Raw genomic sequence first — 17650 nt, forward strand, 5'->3', positions numbered from 1 at the left:
TGTGCCACTCCCTTCTACTTCCCAAACCAACCAATCGGCTTACCTGACAGATCAACCCAGACACTCTTCACCTGCGTGTAGAGATCCAGCGCGCCCTTGCCCATCTCGCGCCCATAGCCTGATTGCTTGTAGCCGCCAAACGGTGACGCAGCGTTCATCATGTTGTAGGTATTGATCCAGACGACACCGGCCTTAATCGCTTTGGCGAAGCGATGCGCGCGCGTAATGTTCTGCGTCCAGATTCCGGCCGACAACCCGTAGATCGTGTCGTTCGCTTTCTGAATCAGCTCGTCGTCATCTTTGAAAGTGATGACGCTTGAGACCGGACCGAAAATTTCTTCCTGCGCGACGCGCATCTTATTATCGACTTCGCTGAAGATTGTGGGTTGAAAGAAGTAGCCGTTCTTAAACTCTTCGGCCAGTTCCGGCGATCCGCCCCCGCTAAACACTGTCGCGCCTTCCTCGCGCGCGATGTCCACGTAACCTTTGATCCGACTTAACTGATCTGCCGAAACCTGCGGCCCCATCCCCGTCGCTTTGTCCATCGGATCGCCGACTTTCACTCTCTCGGCTTTCTCTTTGAAGCGGCTGAGAAATTCATCTTTCGCTTTTTCTTCGACGAAGATGCGCGAGCCGGCGCAACACACCTGGCCCTGATTGAAAAAGATTCCCATCATCGCGCCGTTCACCGCCTGGTCGAGATCGGCGTCAGCAAAAATGACGTTTGGCGCCTTGCCGCCGAGTTCGAGCGAGACCTTCGTGAGGTTTTCCGCTGCCGCTCGCGCAATTATTTTCCCGACTTCCGTCGAGCCGGTGAAAGCGATTTTGTCGATCCCCGGATGCGAAGCCAGCGCCGCGCCGGCCGTCTCTCCGTAACCGGTCACGATGTTGACGACGCCTTCGGGAAAGCCTGCTTCCTGAATCAGCTTCGCAAGTTCGAGCGCGGTCACCGGTGTCTGCTCCGCCGGCTTCAACACCACCGTGTTGCCCGCCGCTAATGCCGGCGCGAGTTTCCACGCCGCCATCAACAGAGGAAAATTCCACGGAATGATTTGGCCGCACACGCCGAGAGGCTCGCGCAGCGTGTAATTAAACATCTGCCCGGGCACAGGGATCGTCTCGCCTTCAATCTTCGTGGCCCAGCCAGCGAAGTATTCAAAGTTTTCGACTACGCCCGGCAAATCAATGTAGGTCGATTCCTTGATGGGCTTCCCGTTGTCGCGCGTTTCCAGTTCCGCGAGCTGCGCCGTGTCGCGTTCGATCAACTGCGAAAGTTTATAAAGCAGCCGCCCGCGATCGCGCGCGCTCATCTTTGACCATTTGCCTTCGTAAGCCTTGCGCGCGGCGGCGACGGCTTTATCGACATCGGCTTTGTCGGCTTCGGCAACCTCGGCGAACGTCTCGCCCGTCGCCGGATTCGGAGACGTGAAAGTCTTCCCTGATTCGGAATCGACAAATTGACCGTCAATGAAAAGCTGTTGACGCCGTGGTTCATTCTGCGCTGGTTGTGGTGTTGACATGAATAGAATTTAGCATTGTCGTGAAATCAGTACCACCTGCGGTAGCAGGTGGGTAATCGCTAACCCATCCGCTACCGCGGACGGTACTGACCTCATTGTCTGACGGCTTCATCGGGCGTATCTTTGCACTTCATGAACAATAACACCTGGCCCGAACTCATTCTCGAAGAATGGCAAGACACCCTTGCCACCGTCCACATGTGGACCCAAATTGTCGGCAAGATTCGCCTGGAGACCACGCCCCTCGTCAATCACTGGTGGAATGTGCCGATGTACGTGTCCGCGCGAGGCCTGACGACTTCGCCGATGCCTCTCGGTGATCGCATCTTCGAAATTGAGTTCGACTTCATCGATCACAAGTTGTGGATTGAGTGTAACGACGGCGCCACGGCAACTTTGGATTTGCGTCCTCAATCAGTCGCTGACTTTTATAAGGAATTGATGGCGGCGTTAAGCGGAGTCGGAATCGACGTTAAGATTTGGACGACGCCCGTCGAAGTTCCGGGACCTTCAACCGCCGTTCGCGAAGCCATTCCGTTCGAGCAGGATCAAACTCACAAGTCTTACGACGCCGAGTACGTGAATCGATTCTGGCACGCGCTGGTTTCCGTGGACGAGGTCTTTAAGGATTTTCGCACGCGCTTTCTCGGCAAAGTCAGTCCCGTGCATTTCTGGTGGGGCAGCTTCGATCACGCCGTCACGCGCTTCTCCGGCCGTCCCGCGCCGCCGCGCGAAGGCGCCGACAAGATCACCGCTGAAGGCTACTCACACGAAAATATCAGCCACGGTTTCTGGCCCGGAGGCAACGGCAACCAGGCCGCGTTCTATGCTTACTGTGCTCCCGAACCCGCAGGCCTCGGCGAAGTGAAAGTGAAACCCGCGGCGGCGTTCTATTCGAAAGAGATGAACGAATTCTTCCTGCCCTACGACGCTGTTCGCCAATCCCCTTCACCGGAAAAAGATTTGATGGACTTTTGTCAGAGCACGTACGAAGCGGCGGCGGATTTGGCGAAGTGGGATCGAAAAGCGTTGGAGAGATAGTGCAGGAAACAACTGCCCAGTTCAAAGCCACGTGCGTCTTCCTTTACATTGCATTCACCCTTCATGAGTTTCTACCATGCCTTTGGCTTGCAGGTCGCGCATCAACCGGACAAAGGCTCTAGAGAAGTGGTCACGTTCTTCCCAATGCGTAAAGTCACCAATATGGCGAGACCGCTGCACGTCAGCTGGCCATCCCGTTTTGATTGCGAAGACCGCATCATCCAACCGTACTGGAAACAATATCGTCTTATCTAGCTCTCTTTCGTTCTGCATCGCTGTTTCAACTTCTTTTTCAACCCAGTGACTGGACACCGAATTCTTAGACAAGACCAGCAGAAGTTTGTCGTAATGTCCAATCGACTCATCAATACGAGTCCGAATGCGGTCGCCAATCCTAAGGTCTTCCGGCGCGAACCAGCATCGGACACCTTGTTTGCGCAGCGCCGAGTGTAGCTTTACTGCAAAATCGTCATCCTTACTTGAGTAACTAATAAAACACGATTGAAAATGTCTACGATCTTGCATCGGCATGGCCAACGGGTCGGCGTTTACTTCAAACCAACCGCGTGCATTCGCAAGCGCATTCGAGGCCAACTGCGCGATTACCTCTATGATTCGCATCTGGTCCTCGGAATACTGTTGCGTACTAGTTGAATACAGCGTAACAGCTCCGAGAAGTCGGTCGTTCTTAAACAGCGGCGTTGCAAGCATCGACCGATAACCTGAGGCATAAGCAGCTTCCTCGGCACGGAAATCGAGTTGTGGATCAATCCGACAAATTGTTCGGCCCTTTTCAAGTACAAAACCGGTAACACCCTCCCCTATGGCGGTGGATCTGCCTTCGAATAATGTTCGATTTTGGCCAACTACCTTAGCAACATCTGCACGCGCCATGAATTCATCGTAGAGATAAACAACACAAGTGTCGAAGGGTAGAATTGAGCCAATTTTTGAGATGAGCCTCGACGTTATGTCATCGACCTGCAAAGACGATCCAAAGGCACGTGCAATTTCGTATAGCGTGTAGGCTTCTCGGTTCGCCTCGCTAATAGCCGTAAAACAAGAAGGGTTCAACGTCGAGGAGTTTTCGTCCTGTGACGCGAGACCGAGCACATACAATTTACTCTGTAAGCCTGAAAGATTGTCGAGAAACAGATCTACAAGACGTGGCTCGAACGCATTTCCAGACATTCTCACTAGAAGTTCACTGGCTTCTTTAGCCGTCATTCTAGCTCGGAACGGCGCGTCTTGCTGGACTGCGTCAAACATATCGGCAACGCTCAAAATCCGAGCTAGCACCGGAATGGCTTCAGCTTTTAATCCTTCGGGGTACCCGAGCCCGTCCCATTGCTCATGATGATATAGAATCGTCGGTAAGACCGGTCCGTAGAAGTCAACTCCCGCTAAAATTTGGTGCGCAATTGTTGTTCGCGTCTTTACTCGTTCGAACTCTGCCACCGTAAGGGCGCCAGGCTTATTAAGTATGTGATCTGGAATTGCTAGTTCTCCGATGTCATGCAATAAGGCTGCCATCGAGAGCGTAGCGATGTCTTTCTGCGAGAGACCACTAAGAACGGCTAGTTCAGTCGCGTATAGTTGCACGCGACGAAGATGTAGATGGGAGCGCGCTCCGACTCGAGCACCGATCGCACTCGCGATCCTTTCAATGACCGACACGTAGGTGGAAGACTTTTCTCGAGGAGAGTTCACGTACCATGCACCAGCTGTTCAAACTATACCCTAACTCTTGACTTCCGAAACAAGCGCGGCACGGTCTCAGGCGGACGCTACGTTCTCAGAACCCCGTCGTGCCCGCCAACAATTGCCTCAGAACGTACGGCAAAATTCCGCCGTGCAGGTAGTAATCGATCTCAATTGGGGTATCGATGCGCAGGATGACTGGAACCTGTTCTTGTGATCCATCGGCGCGATGGATCGTCAGCAGCACGTCCTGACGCGGTCGGACTTCAACGTTTTGCGATCCAGAATCAGAGGCTTCCAGGCCCGAGATATCAAACGTCTCAGTCCCATCGAGATTCAATGTCTGGGCGCTGACGCCCTCTTTGAACTGGCAAGGCAGGACGCCCATGCCGACCAGGTTGCTGCGATGAATGCGTTCGAAGCTTTGTGCGATGACGGCCTTCACTCCCAACAGAAGTGTGCCTTTCGCGGCCCAATCACGTGAAGAGCCGGTGCCGTACTCCTGTCCGGCGATCACGATAAGCGGCTTGCCTTCGCTCTGATACTTCATGGCCGCGTCATAGATGCTCATGCGCTCAGGCTCGGCTTCGGGGTTCTGCCAATAAAGGGTAACGCCGCCTTCCGTCCCCGGCACCATCAGGTTCTTGATGCGTACGTTCGCGAATGTGCCGCGCATCATCACTTCGTGATTGCCGCGTCGCGCGCCGTAGCTATTGAAGTCCTGCACATCAACGCGCTTCTGTTGCAGATAAACGCCGGCGGGCGAAGTCGCTTTGATCGCGCCCGCGGGACTGATGTGATCCGTGGTAACTGAATCGCCAAAGATCGCGAGGGGCCGCGCGCCATGAATGTCTTCCATCTCGCCCACATCGGCGCCGAAACCAGCGAAGAAAGGCGGTTCCTGAATGTAAGTCGAGTGCGTATCCCACTGATAGGTGAGCCCACTCGTCGTCGGAATCGAGTTCCACATCGGATTCTGATCGGCGAAGCTGCTGTACAGACGCCGATAGGTTTCGGGATCCATCGCTTCGCGCAACAGTGCGCCGATTTCTTCGGTTGTCGGCCAGATGTCGCTCAGAAAAACATCTTCGCCATCGTTTCCCTGCCCCAGCGAATCTTTCGACAAATCCTTTTCCACCGTGCCCGCCAGCGCGAACGCGACGACGAGGGGCGGGCTCATCAGAAAATTCGCTTTTAAGCTCTGGTGCACACGCGCTTCGAAATTGCGATTGCCGGAAAGCACGCTGGCCGCGATCAGATCGTGATCGGTGACGATGTCTTCAATCACCGGATCGAGCGGGCCCGAATTGCCGATGCAGGTCGTGCAGCCGTAGCCGACCAGATTGAAGCCAAGCTGATTGAGGTAAGGCTGCAAACCGGTCTTCTCAAGGTAATCGGTCACCACCCGTGAGCCCGGTGCGAGTGAAGTCTTCACCGTGGGCCGAACTTTCAGGCCCTTCTCGACCGCCTTCTTCGCGAGTAGTCCCGCCGCCAGCATTACGCTCGGATTCGAAGTGTTCGTGCACGAAGTGATCGCCGCGATCAAGACGTCGCCGTGGCCGAGATCGACGTGCGCCTTGGGAAACTCTTCCGGCAAGACTTCGTGAACGCGGTCGGGCGTCGGACGGTTGTTGACCATTTCCGTTTCCGTCCAGACGCTCGTGTCTTTGGTGCTGGTGTCTTTCGCGCTCGTTACCCCCGCGACCGGCAGAGGCGTCACCGCCCGCTGTTCGCCACCGCCGGCAACCACTGTGGAGTGCGCTGACGCGCCGATGTCCGCCGCGTAGCGCACGTTGATTTCGCCGTAAGGCTTGCCGTAACCGCCTGACTTCGCATCCTGCTGCAACAGATTGATGAAGCTGTTCTTCAAGTCCGGCAGTGGAATTCGATCCTGCGGCCGCTTCGGACCGGCCACGCTTGGCACGATCGTGTCGAGGTCGAGCTCGAGCAAAGTGCTGTAAGCAATTTCACCTTTGCGCGGCATGCCGAACATGCCCTGGGCTTTGAAGTAATTGCACACCGCGTCCACCTGCGCATCTTCTCGACCGGTCGCTTTCAGATACGCACAGGTCTGTTCGTCAGGCGGAAAGTAGCCCATCGTCGCGCCGTACTCCGGCGACATGTTCGCAATCGTGGCCCGATCGACTACCGATAGCGACGCGGCGCCATCGCCGTGAAACTCAACGAACTTGCCGACAACCTTTGCTTTGCGCAACATCTCAGTCACCGCGAGCACCAGATCAGTTGCCGTCACGCCTTCGCGCAACTGGCCGCTCATGTGCACGCCCACGACGTCCGGCGTCAGAAAGTAGACCGGCTGGCCCAGCATGGCCGCTTCGGCTTCAATGCCGCCGACCCCCCAGCCGACAACGGCGAGACCATTGATCATCGTGGTGTGCGAATCAGTTCCGACGACGCTGTCGGGATAGTAAACGCCGAACTTTTCCCAAACGCATTGGGCGAGATATTCGAGATTCACCTGGTGACAGATGCCGATGCCCGGCGGAATCACGCGAAAACCGTCAAACGCCTGCATGCCCCACTTCAGAAACTGATAGCGCGAGTTGTTCCGCTTGAACTCCACCTCCATGTTTTTGCGGAACGCGTCGCCGGTGCTCGAGTAGTCCACCTGCACCGAATGATCGATGACGAGATCGACCGGCACGAGCGGCTCAATAATCGCGGGATTCTTGTTAAGCCGCGTCACCGCCGAACGCATCGCCGCGAGATCGACCAGCAAAGGGACGCCGGTAAAATCCTGAAGCAACACGCGCGCGACCACGAACGGCACTTCTTCCGTCCGTTCGTCATTCGGTTTCCAATTAGCGATGGCGCGCACGTCTTCTTCGGTGATCTTGTTGCCATCGAAGTTGCGCAGCACGGATTCCAGGACGATGCGAATGCTTACCGGCAGCTTGGAAACCGGACCGACGCCTTCCTTTTCCAGTTGCGGCAATGAATAGAACTGGCCTTTGGTTCCCGAAGTTGGTGCGAATGATTGAAGCGTGTTGAAGAGATTATGCGGCATAGGTTCTCAGAGTTTGCAGAGCGCCCGCTTGTGGCGGACGATTCGTGCGCAATGTGCACGCACAAGGACGAAGAAAAGCGTCAAAGCTTCTCGCGCGAAACGTTTTGTTTGGGTAATTCAAATTCAATTTTAGGAGCGCGATCAGCAATCGTCAAGCACGCGCTTTCTCATTCACACCTCGGTTCAGCGAGGTGTGATCGGCTGACCACATGGTGCTGAACCGTTTTAACGGTTTCATTGAAGCCGTTGAAACGGCTGAGAATAAACAGGCTCCCCAACCACCTCGCTGAAGCGAGGTGTGAATGAAAATTAGTTTTCCCCAAGAGATCTTTAACCCTCTTTGCCGTCCCGTGTGACCATTTGTTATAGTCCGATGAGTTTCAATCCCCCTTAACACTTTAATCATGTGACCGATTCTGAACAGAGAATCGTCCGCAATGTTCTATTGAACGGAGAGTTCATCATGCCGAAGAAAACGCCGGAAGCTTTCGAATACTTGAGCAACGATCCAAACTTCGTACCGGATCCGGAAATCGAAGAATTCATGGAAGAAGAGATTGCGCACGCGCCGAAAGATCCGGAATTGTTGGCGCAACGCCTGCACAACAACACCGCGGCATCGCCCGCGGACACAGGTGGCGACCTGGACGCGGACTGGGAAGATGTAAACAACGCCGGCTCAGAAACCTTTGCCGGCGACAGTCCGACTCCGGATCAATCCCTCGTCGAAGAAAATGCCAAGGCGATCGGCGTTAGTTTTGAAGACAACGAAGAACTCGACTTTCTCGAGAAGATTGAAAAGCGGGATCGCGATCGATACGAACTGGAAGAGCAATCCAAGACACGCGACGATATGATCTAAATCGTACCCATGCCTCCGGCATGCTGCACGCCAGAGGCGTGCGCACCATACGCGACGAAGTGTAATTTCACGCCGCAAGATCTGTCTGACAATATTCAACGAAGCTGCGAAAGCAGCGGATGTATTTAAGCCCAAGGAGCAGCGGATGTATTTAAGCCCAAGGCGAGGCCTTGCGAGCCTTGGGTTGCGAGCGTTAGTAAAATTGAAGGAGCCTCGGAGCGGCGACCTTGAGTTAGGTTATCGGAAGAGCGCTAGCAAGATTTCTCTTCAGAATGGGTCCCTCAACGAGGCTTCGCGTTGGCTCTGACTCGAGACTCAAACTCGGGACTGAGATGTCGCCCGCTTCGCGGGCTCCGCTGGTCTATAACGGGCATGGTTTCCCAAGGCTCGCAAAGCATCGCCTTGGCTTAGCTAAGACCGCTGCTACGCAGCTCGAAGAGTTTTCGCTCACCCCCGGCTTTCTGGGCAAGACTCTCTTGATCAAACCTTCTGCGATGTTTATGCTCCTTCACCATGCGCAACCTGTTTGTTCTTTCCTTCATCATTTTTGGCTTTGCATCGACGGTGGCCGCGCAACCCTGCACGTCCGCGACGCCGGAATGCACGCGTTGGGTGAAGCTCGGCGGCGAATCTCGCTCACTCGTTTACAGCAATTATCCGCTGGATAAGAAAAACGAAAAAATTACGCGGGCGCTGATTGTCGTTCATGGCGCAGGACGTGACGCCGATAATTATTTTCGGACGACGCTGGCGGCCACCTTCCTCGCGAACGCCCTTGAGAACACGATCGCGATCTCGCCGCGCTTCGCTTCGAACAACGGCGGGTGCCCGGACACGCTGGCGGCGAATGAAGTCAATTGGCCGTGCGGCGGGGACAGTTGGCGTTCGGGCGGCGTGGCGACCAACAACGGACAACTCACGTCGTATGACTTTATGGACGCGATCGTGCGGGCGCTGACGCGCAAAGAGAACTTTCCGAACTTAAAATCGATCGTTATCTCCGGCCACTCTGCCGGTGGTCAGTTCGCCACGCGCTACGGGATGGCCAATCAGATTCACGATTCCGCCGGCGTTCCCATCACTTACGTTGTTTCGAACCCATCGAGCTATTCGTACCTGGATCCGGAACGGCCTGCCGGAGCGAACAACGAACAGCGGCCATTCGGCGAAGCGCGCAACTGCACGACGTACGACAATTGGCCCTATGGGTTTAAGAACCGAACGGGCTATGCCTCGAAGATTCCCGACGATCAGTTGAAGAAACAGATGGCCGCGCGGCCGATGACTTACTTGTTAGGTGAATTGGATGTTCTGCCGCTCGCCGGGTTTGATTCGTCATGTCCGGCGATGGCGCAGGGCCCGACGCGACTTGCTCGCGGCCAGGCGTACGCAGCCTACGTGAAAGCGAAATACAACGCCCCGCATCAGGTGGTCGTGGTTCCCCTGTGCGGTCACAACGCGCGCTGCGTGTTTACCTCAGAAGCTGCATTGCCGGTCTTGTTTCCGAAGATGTAGGAGCGCCCGCATCGGAGCGCCCGCATCCTTGCGGGCGGTTCGCAGGCATCCTGCCTGCGCACTCATTTCTTCCGTAACCTAGCACTGCTGAACGGCCAATCCTCCGGACGGTCACAGAGATTCGCTTTGAATGGATTGTTGTCGATGTACGCGACGGTGCTCGCGAACTGGGTTGGATTCCGAATAAACCGATCGAAGTATTCCTTCTGCCAAAAGCGCCTGGCCCGGTCGAGCATTTTGTTCGCCTCATTCGAAGTAAATGATTTGATCGAGTGCATGATTTTCGCCAGACCGTACCCAGCCGCTGGTGTGGCCAAGATGTGCACGTGGTTCCGCATGACAACCCAGGCGGATAATTTGTATTTCCTGACGTCGTGAAATAACAGCGCCTTCTCGACCATTTTTGCGACGTCAGGACTCTTTAGGTAGCAACTACCACAGCCCTGATCGAGATAAACTTCAATCCTGCGTCGGAATATCGCTGCGGCTTCGCCGCTTTGTTCGAGCTTCAGATCTTGTTTCCAACCAACAATCACGTCGCGCGAAGCGAATCGTAGAGTCTGAACGTAATGAATTGCGCGAGTTGCCCGCCGTCAAAGTGTGGAAGGTAGCCGCGGCTGTGCCAGCCTAAAGTTGGCGAGGGGTCTAGTGAGAGTTCCGTCTTCATACTTAAATGCGCGCAGGATGCGCGCGACCCGCCCGCAAGATGCGGGCGCTCCTTACGGAGTCGGGGATGGAGTTGCCGGAGCATGTACCCGTGGCTGCAAGGTCACACTGGTAATCACAATCTTGTCTGCGGGCCGCGGACTTCCTTCCACGGTCGGCGCGCTCATGATGATTTCCGCATTCTTGATCCCGTCAACAACTCTTCCGAAAACTGTGTACTGCTTGTCGAAGGCCGGCTGCTTCTTCAGCGTAATAAACCACTGACAATTCGCGCCGTCGATGTCGCCGGTGCGCGCTGCGCCGAGCGTGCCGCGTTCGTAGGGGATGTCGCTGAATTCAGCCTTTACGTTTGGATAAGGCGAATTACCGGTACCCCACATCGCCGCACTGCCTGTCTTGGTCAGCGGATCGCCGCCCTGGATAATTCCCAGTTCCTGATCGATGCGATGAATCGCCGTCCCGTCGTAGAACTTTTCGTTGATCAGTCTCTTGAATCGTTCGACGTGCTGCGGTGCGATATTCGGATAGAGCTCGATCACGATTCGGCCATAGTCGGCAGTCTCGATCACGGCGACTTGTGAGTCGGGTTCGGGTTTTGCCGACTTAACGTTCGAAGCGGCGCCCGAATTAGCGTTCGAATTCGCGCCGTTAGTGTTTGTCTTTGATTGATGGCAAGCGGTGAGCAAGCCGACAAGTGCGGCGCAACATACGAAAATAAAAAATCGTCTCGACAATTTGGTTTCTCCTCGACACGGAAAGCGGGCAGGATGCCCGCGCACCGCAGGCAGGGATGCCTGCGCTCCTAAAACAGCTTGTTGCTATCCAACAGAATCGTCACGGGCCCGTCGTTCACCAGTTCAACCTGCATCATAGCCTGAAACTTTCCCGTGGCCACATCGTCCACTGTTGCGCGCGCCTGGCGCACAAAGAAATCGTAGAGCGGCTCAGCGATTTCAGGCGACGCTGCTTCTATCCACGACGGCCGCAAACCACGACGCACATCGCCGTACAGAGTGAATTGCGAAATTATCAGCAACGCGCCACCCACATCCTTGACTGACAAATTCATCTTGCCCTCTTCATCATCAAAGATGCGCAGGTTCGCGATTTTATCAACCAGGTATGCTGCTTCGACTTTTGTGTCGTCGCGCGCGATCCCGAGCAGCACGACGAGACCAGTTCCGATCTCGCCAACCACCTCACCATCGACTGTAACTTTCGCGCGGGTGACGCGCTGGATCACGGCTCGCATCGGGTTCTACAGGAGATTTGGCAGAAGCAGGAAGTAGCCATTAATCATCAGGAGCGTGGCCGCGAAACCCGCGATTACCGCAAACTGCAGGATGCGACGCGAAGTTGCGAGGATGGAAACGGATGCCAGCACAATCGCAATTTGGAACAGGGCCTCGGCAAAATCGAAGTTCGGATCTTTCTTCTGCGCGATCTCACGTTGCGCTTCGAAGTCACGCGCGCGGGCCATTAGCTGTTTGCGCCCTTCACCCTTCAAAGGGTTACCAGGATCGGCTTTGTCCGGCTCATCGTCATACCGCTCGGCGGTCTTGCGGTACTCATTAATCTTCGTTTCCAGCACCTGGCGCGCGTCGGCCGGCATATTAGGATTTGTCTTCAATTCAACTTCAAGATCATCCGCCGCAGTACGCACCGTCGTCTGGCGAATCGTCTTCGCTTGATAAAAGGCCCAGGTGTCGCTGGCGTGAATGTTGTGGGCGATCATGTCTTCAAGGACATTGCCGCCGCCCAGACTCGTAATCGCCAGCAGCATAGCCATGAAGCCTATGATCAGGGCGGCCCGCCCCTTAAACTTCTCGTCGCCCTTTTCTTTGGCGTCGACTATTTGCTCGGCTGCGTCACTTGCTTCCATCGTTTTTATTGGTTCCGTTGTGAATTTTGGTTCGCTCAAGACCTGACATCAATGCGAACAGAGCTGATGCCATCATTTCTTCGGCGGTTTACTCGGCCGGATTTCGACACGGCTGACCAGCGAGCGATCGTCGTGGTGTAGCAGATCGAGGACGACGCGCGCGATGTCTTCGGGTTGTAATTGCCAACTCTTCTCAGCGCTGGGTGAGTCGCCGCCGAACTCAGTGTTCACTGACCCGGGCATGACATAGCTGACTTTGATGTTGTCGTGCCGCACCTCCTGCATCAACGCTTCACTAAAACCGTTCAAGCCAAACTTTGAGGCGTTGTAGGCGGCCATGCGTGGATGCGCGTTCACGCCCGCCAGCGAAGAAATGTTGATGATGTAGCCACCACCGCGCCGCTTCATCTCGGGAATTGCTTCACGGCAACAGTAGAAGACGCCGAAAACATTCGTCTCAAGCACCGCACGGAAATCTTCCGGCGGAGTTTCCTCGACCGGTGTCTTGAAAGTGCCTATGCCGGCGTTGTTGATGAGAATGTCGAGCCCGCCGAGTTCCTCGATAGTGTGCGCGATCAACCCTTTCACCTGGTCGTAATCGCGAACGTCACACACGAATCCGACTGCGCGACCTTTGTTAAGCTGATTCAGTTCGGTGACGGCGTCGTTGAGCTCGGTTGGATGGCGAGCGCTGATGCAGACCGAGACGCCTTCGCGAATCAATGCTTCCGCGATGCCACGGCCGATGCCTTTAGTGCCGCCGGTGATGACTGCCGTTTTGTTTTTAAGATCCATCCAAGCCTTTGTGCCTCGGTGTGATCTCTGTGTCTCTGTGGTAATCATTCATAACAAGATTTCACCACAGAGGCACAAAGGACTCACAGAGACACAGAGAGTTATTTAAGTTTTTCCCGCAGGCGCTCGTTCACAATCTTGGGGTTTGCTTTTCCTTTTGAAGCCTTCATCACCTGCCCGACGAAGAACCCAAACAGACCTTCTTTGCCACCGCGAAACTGTTCGACTTGTTTCGGATTGGCCGCGATCACTTCATCGATCACGCCGTCAATTTCGCCGGAATCGCTGACTTGAATCAGTCCGCGCTCTTCGACGATGGCGGCAGCAGGTTTGCCGGTCGCAAACATCTCAACCAAAACATCCTTGCCCTGCTTCCCACTAATCGTTCCTTCGTCAATCATGCGGACGAGCGCACCGAGCTCGACGGCCGGAACCGGGGATTTTTCGGCGCTCAAGCCGGCGTTCTCAAGTTCGCGCAGTAACTCAGATCGAATCCAGTTCGTCGTCGCGCGCGCATTACCGCCACTCGCTTCGACCGCCGCTTCATAATAATCCGCGAGCGAACGATCGCTTGTGAGTTGGGACGCGTCGGCGAAAGACAAACTGTACTGTTCAGTGAAGCGCTTCGCGCGCGGCCCTGGTAATTCCGGCATTGAGGCCTGGACCCGATCGATTAACTCACTGCTGACGATAAGCGGCGGCAGATCAGGCTCAGGAAAATAACGATAGTCGTGAGCCTCTTCCTTGGAACGCATCGGCCGCGTTTCGTTCGCGCGTTCATCCCACAGACGCGTTTCCTGCCTCAGCTGTCCGCCGGACTCGAGCGTCTTGATGTGACGCTCAACTTCGAATTCGATCGCCTTCTGCATGAAACGAACCGAGTTCAGGTTTTTCAGTTCCACTTTCGTGCCGAACGCTTTGTCGCCTTTGCGACGAATTGAGACGTTCGCTTCGCAGCGGAGGTTTCCCTTCTCCATGTCCGCTTCGGATGCGCCGACCCATTGCAACGCGCGCCGCACGTGATTCACGTAATCGTAGGCCTCCCAGGACGAACGGAAGTCGGGCTCAGTGACAATTTCAGCCAGGGGCGTGCCCGCGCGATTCAGATCGATGTAGGAATAGCGATCGACGTCCGGCAATCCTTCATGCACGTTCTTGCCCGCGTCTTCTTCAAGGTGCAGCCGAGTGATGCCGACCGTCATCGATTTCCAATCGCGCGCATGGCCGGCTTCGTCACGTTCAGCCGTCATGATTTCGAGCGTGCCGTTCATTGAGAACGGTTGATCATATTGCGAGATTTGGTAGCCCTTCGGCAGGTCGGGATAGAAATAATTCTTGCGCGCGAAGATCGAACGTTCCTGAATTTGAAGTCCGAGCGCCAAAGCGGCGCGCGCGCCCAGCTCAATCACCCGCCGATTCAAAACGGGGAGCGCACCCGGCACACCGAGGCACACCGGACACGTGTTCGCGTTCGGCTCATCGCCGAAGCGCGTCGAGCATCCGCAGAAAATTTTTGATTCGGTGCTGAGTTGGGCGTGGACTTCCAGCCCGATGATAGTTTCCCAAACGTTAGTCATTCGTCAGTTGTCCGTTGTCAGTTGTATTCGCTGCCGTTCCTTTTTACAACTGACCACGGACTACTGACAACTGGCGATCATGGTTCAAGCCAAATCTGCGGCACGCGCGCATCACGCGCTTCGTTTTCCAACGCTTGCCATTGCGCCATCAATCCCGCCCGTCGCATCAGCAAATCATCCATGCGACGAGTGAGATCCGCGTGTTGCATCGACTTGTCGGTATCGTAAGGCGCCGTCGGATAGCCATAGGGATTCTGACCCGGATAACCGTAAGGGCCCTGACCCGGATAGCCATAGGGATTCTGGTTCGGGTATCCGTACGGATTCTGACCTGGATAGCCGTAAGGATACTGGCCTTGAGGATAGCCGTAAGGGTTTTGTCCCGGATACCCATTTGGATATTGCCCGTTGGGATAACCGTAAGGATATTGCGGCGGTCCGAAGATCGGCGGAGTTGTCTGAGGGCGACCGCGGCGGCCCCAACGACGATTCCTTGACCACGGATCATAATTGGGCCAGTTCGGATAGACCTGCGTCACGCTTGGTGCAACGCGCGACGATTCATTAATTTCAGTTAGGCGCGCCCGAACGTAGTCGAGTTGATTATCAACCGTGGCAATCTCAGTGCGCAGTTCGCGGGAGCGCCCCCGCCAGTAAGATTCTTCGCGCGAGGTGGCCGCCGCCCGATCGCGTAGCCCGGAACGGAAGAGCCTTTCATCTTCTTGCTGGCGCATGCGCGTTTCGGCGACAGTCGGCAACCCCAATTGCAGACGGCGCTGTTCGTACGCTTGTTCGCTTTCAAGCCGCCGCTGCCGAATCGCAGCAAGGTCGCTGTTAGTCACGGTCTTGGTAGCCTGCGGTGCCGGCGCAGAAGGCTCAAGGGTTTGCTGAGCCTGGGCCCGCTGTTGGGCAATCTGACTGCGCTTGAAAAAACTTCCCCAGGGTTCCTTGTTAGCGCGTTCAGTGGCGCTAATATCAATCAAACTTACCAGTATGGTTTTTGAAAAACCGGGCGAGATTTCATAGGTTAGAGTCGTTCTGGTGACGGTGAACTCGTCAGGTATTTCCATCCGGTTGCCGTTGCGAAACACGAGGGTGTAAGCGCTGGCCGCAACTGCGAACGTGCAAATCAGCACGCAAACAATTCCTGATTTAAAGAGAAGTGAACGCACGGGGACCCCTGTTTCCAACAAACGATGCCTGAGCATGATAAGTACCGCCTTTCTAACTCCGCCAATTTTGGGGCCGCCGCACTCAGCCGGACGTTGGTGGATCCGCAATTACTTGTTCTGACTCGGTGAAGACCTCACGTAACTGTTGCGCGCCTTCACCGCAAGGTTCGGTTGGCGCACGCGCACACGAATCGCGCGACGTTCTCCATCGGCCACGCTCGCAGTCTTCGGGTAATAGCCAAGCGTGTATTGCCGGCGCAACTCTTCAGCGATGCGCGAGAATGAATCAGCTAGCTGCCGCGTGTCGTTCGCCTGGTAAAGACGGCCGCCGGACTTGTCGGCCAGCGCGTGCAAATAGAGATTCGCCCGATCGTAATCTTCCTTGGTTGTGCCGGGCAGGGGCGCGCCGTTGTTCGCGGGCGCGCTGTAAGTTTGCGTCGAGCTGGACGATCCAAAAATGCCTCGCCGCGTCGTCGTAGTAGTTACGGTACCCTGACCGCTGCCTTGCATCGCACGCATGTAATCGCTGGTGTCGTATTGAACTGGATAGATGAGCGCGTCCAACTCTTCGACTTGCTCCAAAGTGCTTTGATACGAAGCCTGCTGACTCGCCGTATCGACCCCGTCGGTGAAGAGTACGATCGCTTTGCGACCTTTGATCCGGTTCAAGCGTTCGGCGATCGTGAGGTTCACCGCGTCGTACAAGCGCGTCGCCGTCCCGCTATGCACAAATTCTTCGATCGTCTGCGCGATGAGTTCCAAATCGTTTGTCGGGTCGGTGAGCAGAAGCACTTCACTGTTGAAAGTGACAAGCAGCACGCGATCCTGCGGCCGCAGTTGCTTCGCGAATTCGAGTGCTGCCGCTTTGATCTCCGACAACTTGAACTGGGTCGATGCCGAAGTGTCGAGCACGAGCGCGACCGTGAAAGGCTTTTCGGCTGTCTCGAAGAACGCGATCGATTGTTCGTTGCCGTTCTCGAGCAGCGTGAAATCTTCGCGCTTGAGGTTCGGGATGAAGCGTCCCTGGCGGTCGAGAACACTTACCGGAACCGTTACCAGCGTTGTGTCAACGCGCAGGACATCGCCTTCACTGAGCTCTTCCGCGGTGGGTTCGGCCGCCGGATCATTAACCTCCGTCGTGTTCGAGGTCTGCGGCTGAGAACCCGCCTTCGCCAGTGTCGGTGGCCCTGTTGGTCGCACCGGGTCGGCGCCACTCAACGTCGGCGGTCCAATTTCCTCATCCTGTGATTGCGACGTGCTGACAAGCGCTTTCGCTGTTTGATTGTCCGTCTTGCGCGTACCTACGACGCGCGGGCGCGATGCAGAGGCGGCACTCCCGCCAGGCGCTGGCGAACTCGTTGAAAGTTGCGTTGAGTTGTTAGACGGCGCGGGCGAGGTTGATCGTTTCACCGAGCTTCGTGTGCCCTTGTCAGTCGAGGGCCTCGCCGGCCGGGGTTTGTTGTCCGGATCGCTCGCGGTGACGGAAGAGGTTTTCGCGTCCGATGAGTTTCGATTCACCCCTAACGAGCTCTCGTATGAATTCACTTTTTTCAGAACGTACGAGCCATGCGGACAGGCTGCGGACGTCAGGTAACCCACGATGACGTAACCGTCAGGAATTGGCACACCCTGGCAGATCCGGATCGTCGGCGTTGCCGGAGCTGTGTTGTTCTGGGACCGCCTCGGGTTTTGGCGTTGGCCAAGTCCCGTGGCAAACGTGGCGAGGACGAGCAAGCAAGCGACCAATGACTTCATGTCGCTACCCCCTTGACCGAATTGTTCGAGATTGGGGCCGCATTATACTCCCCGATTAGGATTAAAGATCAAGCGACGCAAAGATTCCTGTTCTAACGTAAAGAAAAGTCTGTTATCGCTGTGTCAGTTTGATGTA

At 55.6% G+C, this 17650-nt stretch carries 14 protein-coding genes; 3 read left to right on the forward strand and 11 right to left on the reverse strand.

Annotated features, from left to right (window positions below; genetic code table 11):
• Nucleotides 1-14 precede the first annotated feature (14 nt).
• A complete protein-coding gene (betB, locus tag VFX97_17445) occupies nt 15-1520 on the reverse strand; it encodes a betaine-aldehyde dehydrogenase (protein ID HEX5704986.1) in 1506 nt (501 codons plus the stop codon).
• 132 nt (nt 1521-1652) lie between these two features.
• Here betB and VFX97_17450 point away from each other — a divergent pair, with 132 nt between their 5' ends.
• Nucleotides 1653-2561, forward strand: a complete 909-nt coding sequence (locus VFX97_17450; protein HEX5704987.1) for a DUF5996 family protein — start codon at nt 1653-1655, stop codon at nt 2559-2561.
• Nucleotides 2562-2615: 54 nt separating this feature from the next.
• Here the strand turns inward: VFX97_17450 and VFX97_17455 are convergent, their stop codons facing one another.
• Together VFX97_17455 and VFX97_17460 are read right to left on the reverse strand one after the other, a co-directional pair.
• Nucleotides 2616-4271 (reverse strand): HD domain-containing phosphohydrolase, encoded by a 1656-nt coding sequence (locus VFX97_17455; GenBank protein HEX5704988.1) that lies wholly within the window; start codon nt 4269-4271, stop codon nt 2616-2618.
• Nucleotides 4272-4356: 85 nt separating this feature from the next.
• Nucleotides 4357-7290: an aconitate hydratase gene (locus VFX97_17460; protein HEX5704989.1), complete on the reverse strand. Its 2934-nt coding sequence runs from the start codon at nt 7288-7290 to the stop codon at nt 4357-4359.
• 463 nt (nt 7291-7753) lie between these two features.
• Between VFX97_17460 and VFX97_17465 the strand changes: the two genes are divergently transcribed.
• Together VFX97_17465 and VFX97_17470 are read left to right on the forward strand one after the other, a co-directional pair.
• Nucleotides 7754-8152 (forward strand): DUF6335 family protein, encoded by a 399-nt coding sequence (locus VFX97_17465; GenBank protein HEX5704990.1) that lies wholly within the window; start codon nt 7754-7756, stop codon nt 8150-8152.
• A 513-nt stretch (nt 8153-8665) separates the two neighbouring features.
• Nucleotides 8666-9667 carry an alpha/beta fold hydrolase gene (locus tag VFX97_17470; GenBank protein HEX5704991.1) on the forward strand — a complete coding sequence of 334 codons (1002 nt, stop codon included), beginning with the start codon at nt 8666-8668 and terminating at the stop codon, nt 9665-9667.
• Between the two features lie 62 nt (nt 9668-9729).
• Here the strand turns inward: VFX97_17470 and VFX97_17475 are convergent, their stop codons facing one another.
• The 8 genes from VFX97_17475 to VFX97_17510 form a co-directional block, all read right to left on the reverse strand.
• Nucleotides 9730-10203, reverse strand: a complete 474-nt coding sequence (locus VFX97_17475) for a transposase (protein HEX5704992.1) — start codon at nt 10201-10203, stop codon at nt 9730-9732.
• Between the two features lie 183 nt (nt 10204-10386).
• Entirely contained in the window at nt 10387-11067 is a 681-nt protein-coding gene (locus tag VFX97_17480) for a peptidylprolyl isomerase (GenBank protein ID HEX5704993.1), read from the reverse strand.
• 68 nt (nt 11068-11135) lie between these two features.
• Complete coding sequence (gene dtd, locus VFX97_17485; protein HEX5704994.1) at nt 11136-11585, reverse strand: D-aminoacyl-tRNA deacylase; 450 nt, start codon at nt 11583-11585, stop codon at nt 11136-11138.
• 6 nt (nt 11586-11591) lie between these two features.
• Nucleotides 11592-12215 carry a DUF4337 domain-containing protein gene (locus tag VFX97_17490; GenBank protein HEX5704995.1) on the reverse strand — a complete coding sequence of 208 codons (624 nt, stop codon included), beginning with the start codon at nt 12213-12215 and terminating at the stop codon, nt 11592-11594.
• Between the two features lie 72 nt (nt 12216-12287).
• Nucleotides 12288-13010, reverse strand: a complete 723-nt coding sequence (locus VFX97_17495; protein HEX5704996.1) for an SDR family oxidoreductase — start codon at nt 13008-13010, stop codon at nt 12288-12290.
• 101 nt (nt 13011-13111) lie between these two features.
• Entirely contained in the window at nt 13112-14587 is a 1476-nt protein-coding gene (gene gatB, locus VFX97_17500; protein HEX5704997.1) for an Asp-tRNA(Asn)/Glu-tRNA(Gln) amidotransferase subunit GatB, read from the reverse strand.
• Nucleotides 14588-14664: 77 nt separating this feature from the next.
• Complete coding sequence (locus VFX97_17505) at nt 14665-15759, reverse strand: hypothetical protein (GenBank protein HEX5704998.1); 1095 nt, start codon at nt 15757-15759, stop codon at nt 14665-14667.
• Between the two features lie 108 nt (nt 15760-15867).
• Entirely contained in the window at nt 15868-17514 is a 1647-nt protein-coding gene (locus tag VFX97_17510; GenBank protein HEX5704999.1) for a VWA domain-containing protein, read from the reverse strand.
• Nucleotides 17515-17650 lie beyond the last annotated feature (136 nt).

This window comes from Pyrinomonadaceae bacterium (assembly GCA_036277115.1).
Taxonomy (GTDB): Bacteria; Acidobacteriota; Blastocatellia; order Pyrinomonadales; family Pyrinomonadaceae; genus UBA11740.

Coding starts and splice junctions, on each gene's coding strand:
- betB (HEX5704986.1), bottom strand. CDS start 1,520: ATGTCAACACCACAACCAGCGCAGAATGAACCACGGCGTCAACAGCTT.
- VFX97_17450 (HEX5704987.1), top strand. CDS start 1,653: ATGAACAATAACACCTGGCCCGAACTCATTCTCGAAGAATGGCAAGAC.
- VFX97_17460 (HEX5704989.1), bottom strand. CDS start 7,290: ATGCCGCATAATCTCTTCAACACGCTTCAATCATTCGCACCAACTTCG.
- VFX97_17465 (HEX5704990.1), top strand. CDS start 7,754: ATGCCGAAGAAAACGCCGGAAGCTTTCGAATACTTGAGCAACGATCCA.
- VFX97_17470 (HEX5704991.1), top strand. CDS start 8,666: ATGCGCAACCTGTTTGTTCTTTCCTTCATCATTTTTGGCTTTGCATCG.
- dtd (HEX5704994.1), bottom strand. CDS start 11,585: ATGCGAGCCGTGATCCAGCGCGTCACCCGCGCGAAAGTTACAGTCGAT.
- VFX97_17490 (HEX5704995.1), bottom strand. CDS start 12,215: ATGGAAGCAAGTGACGCAGCCGAGCAAATAGTCGACGCCAAAGAAAAG.
- VFX97_17495 (HEX5704996.1), bottom strand. CDS start 13,010: ATGGATCTTAAAAACAAAACGGCAGTCATCACCGGCGGCACTAAAGGC.
- gatB (HEX5704997.1), bottom strand. CDS start 14,587: ATGACTAACGTTTGGGAAACTATCATCGGGCTGGAAGTCCACGCCCAA.
- VFX97_17510 (HEX5704999.1), bottom strand. CDS start 17,514: ATGAAGTCATTGGTCGCTTGCTTGCTCGTCCTCGCCACGTTTGCCACG.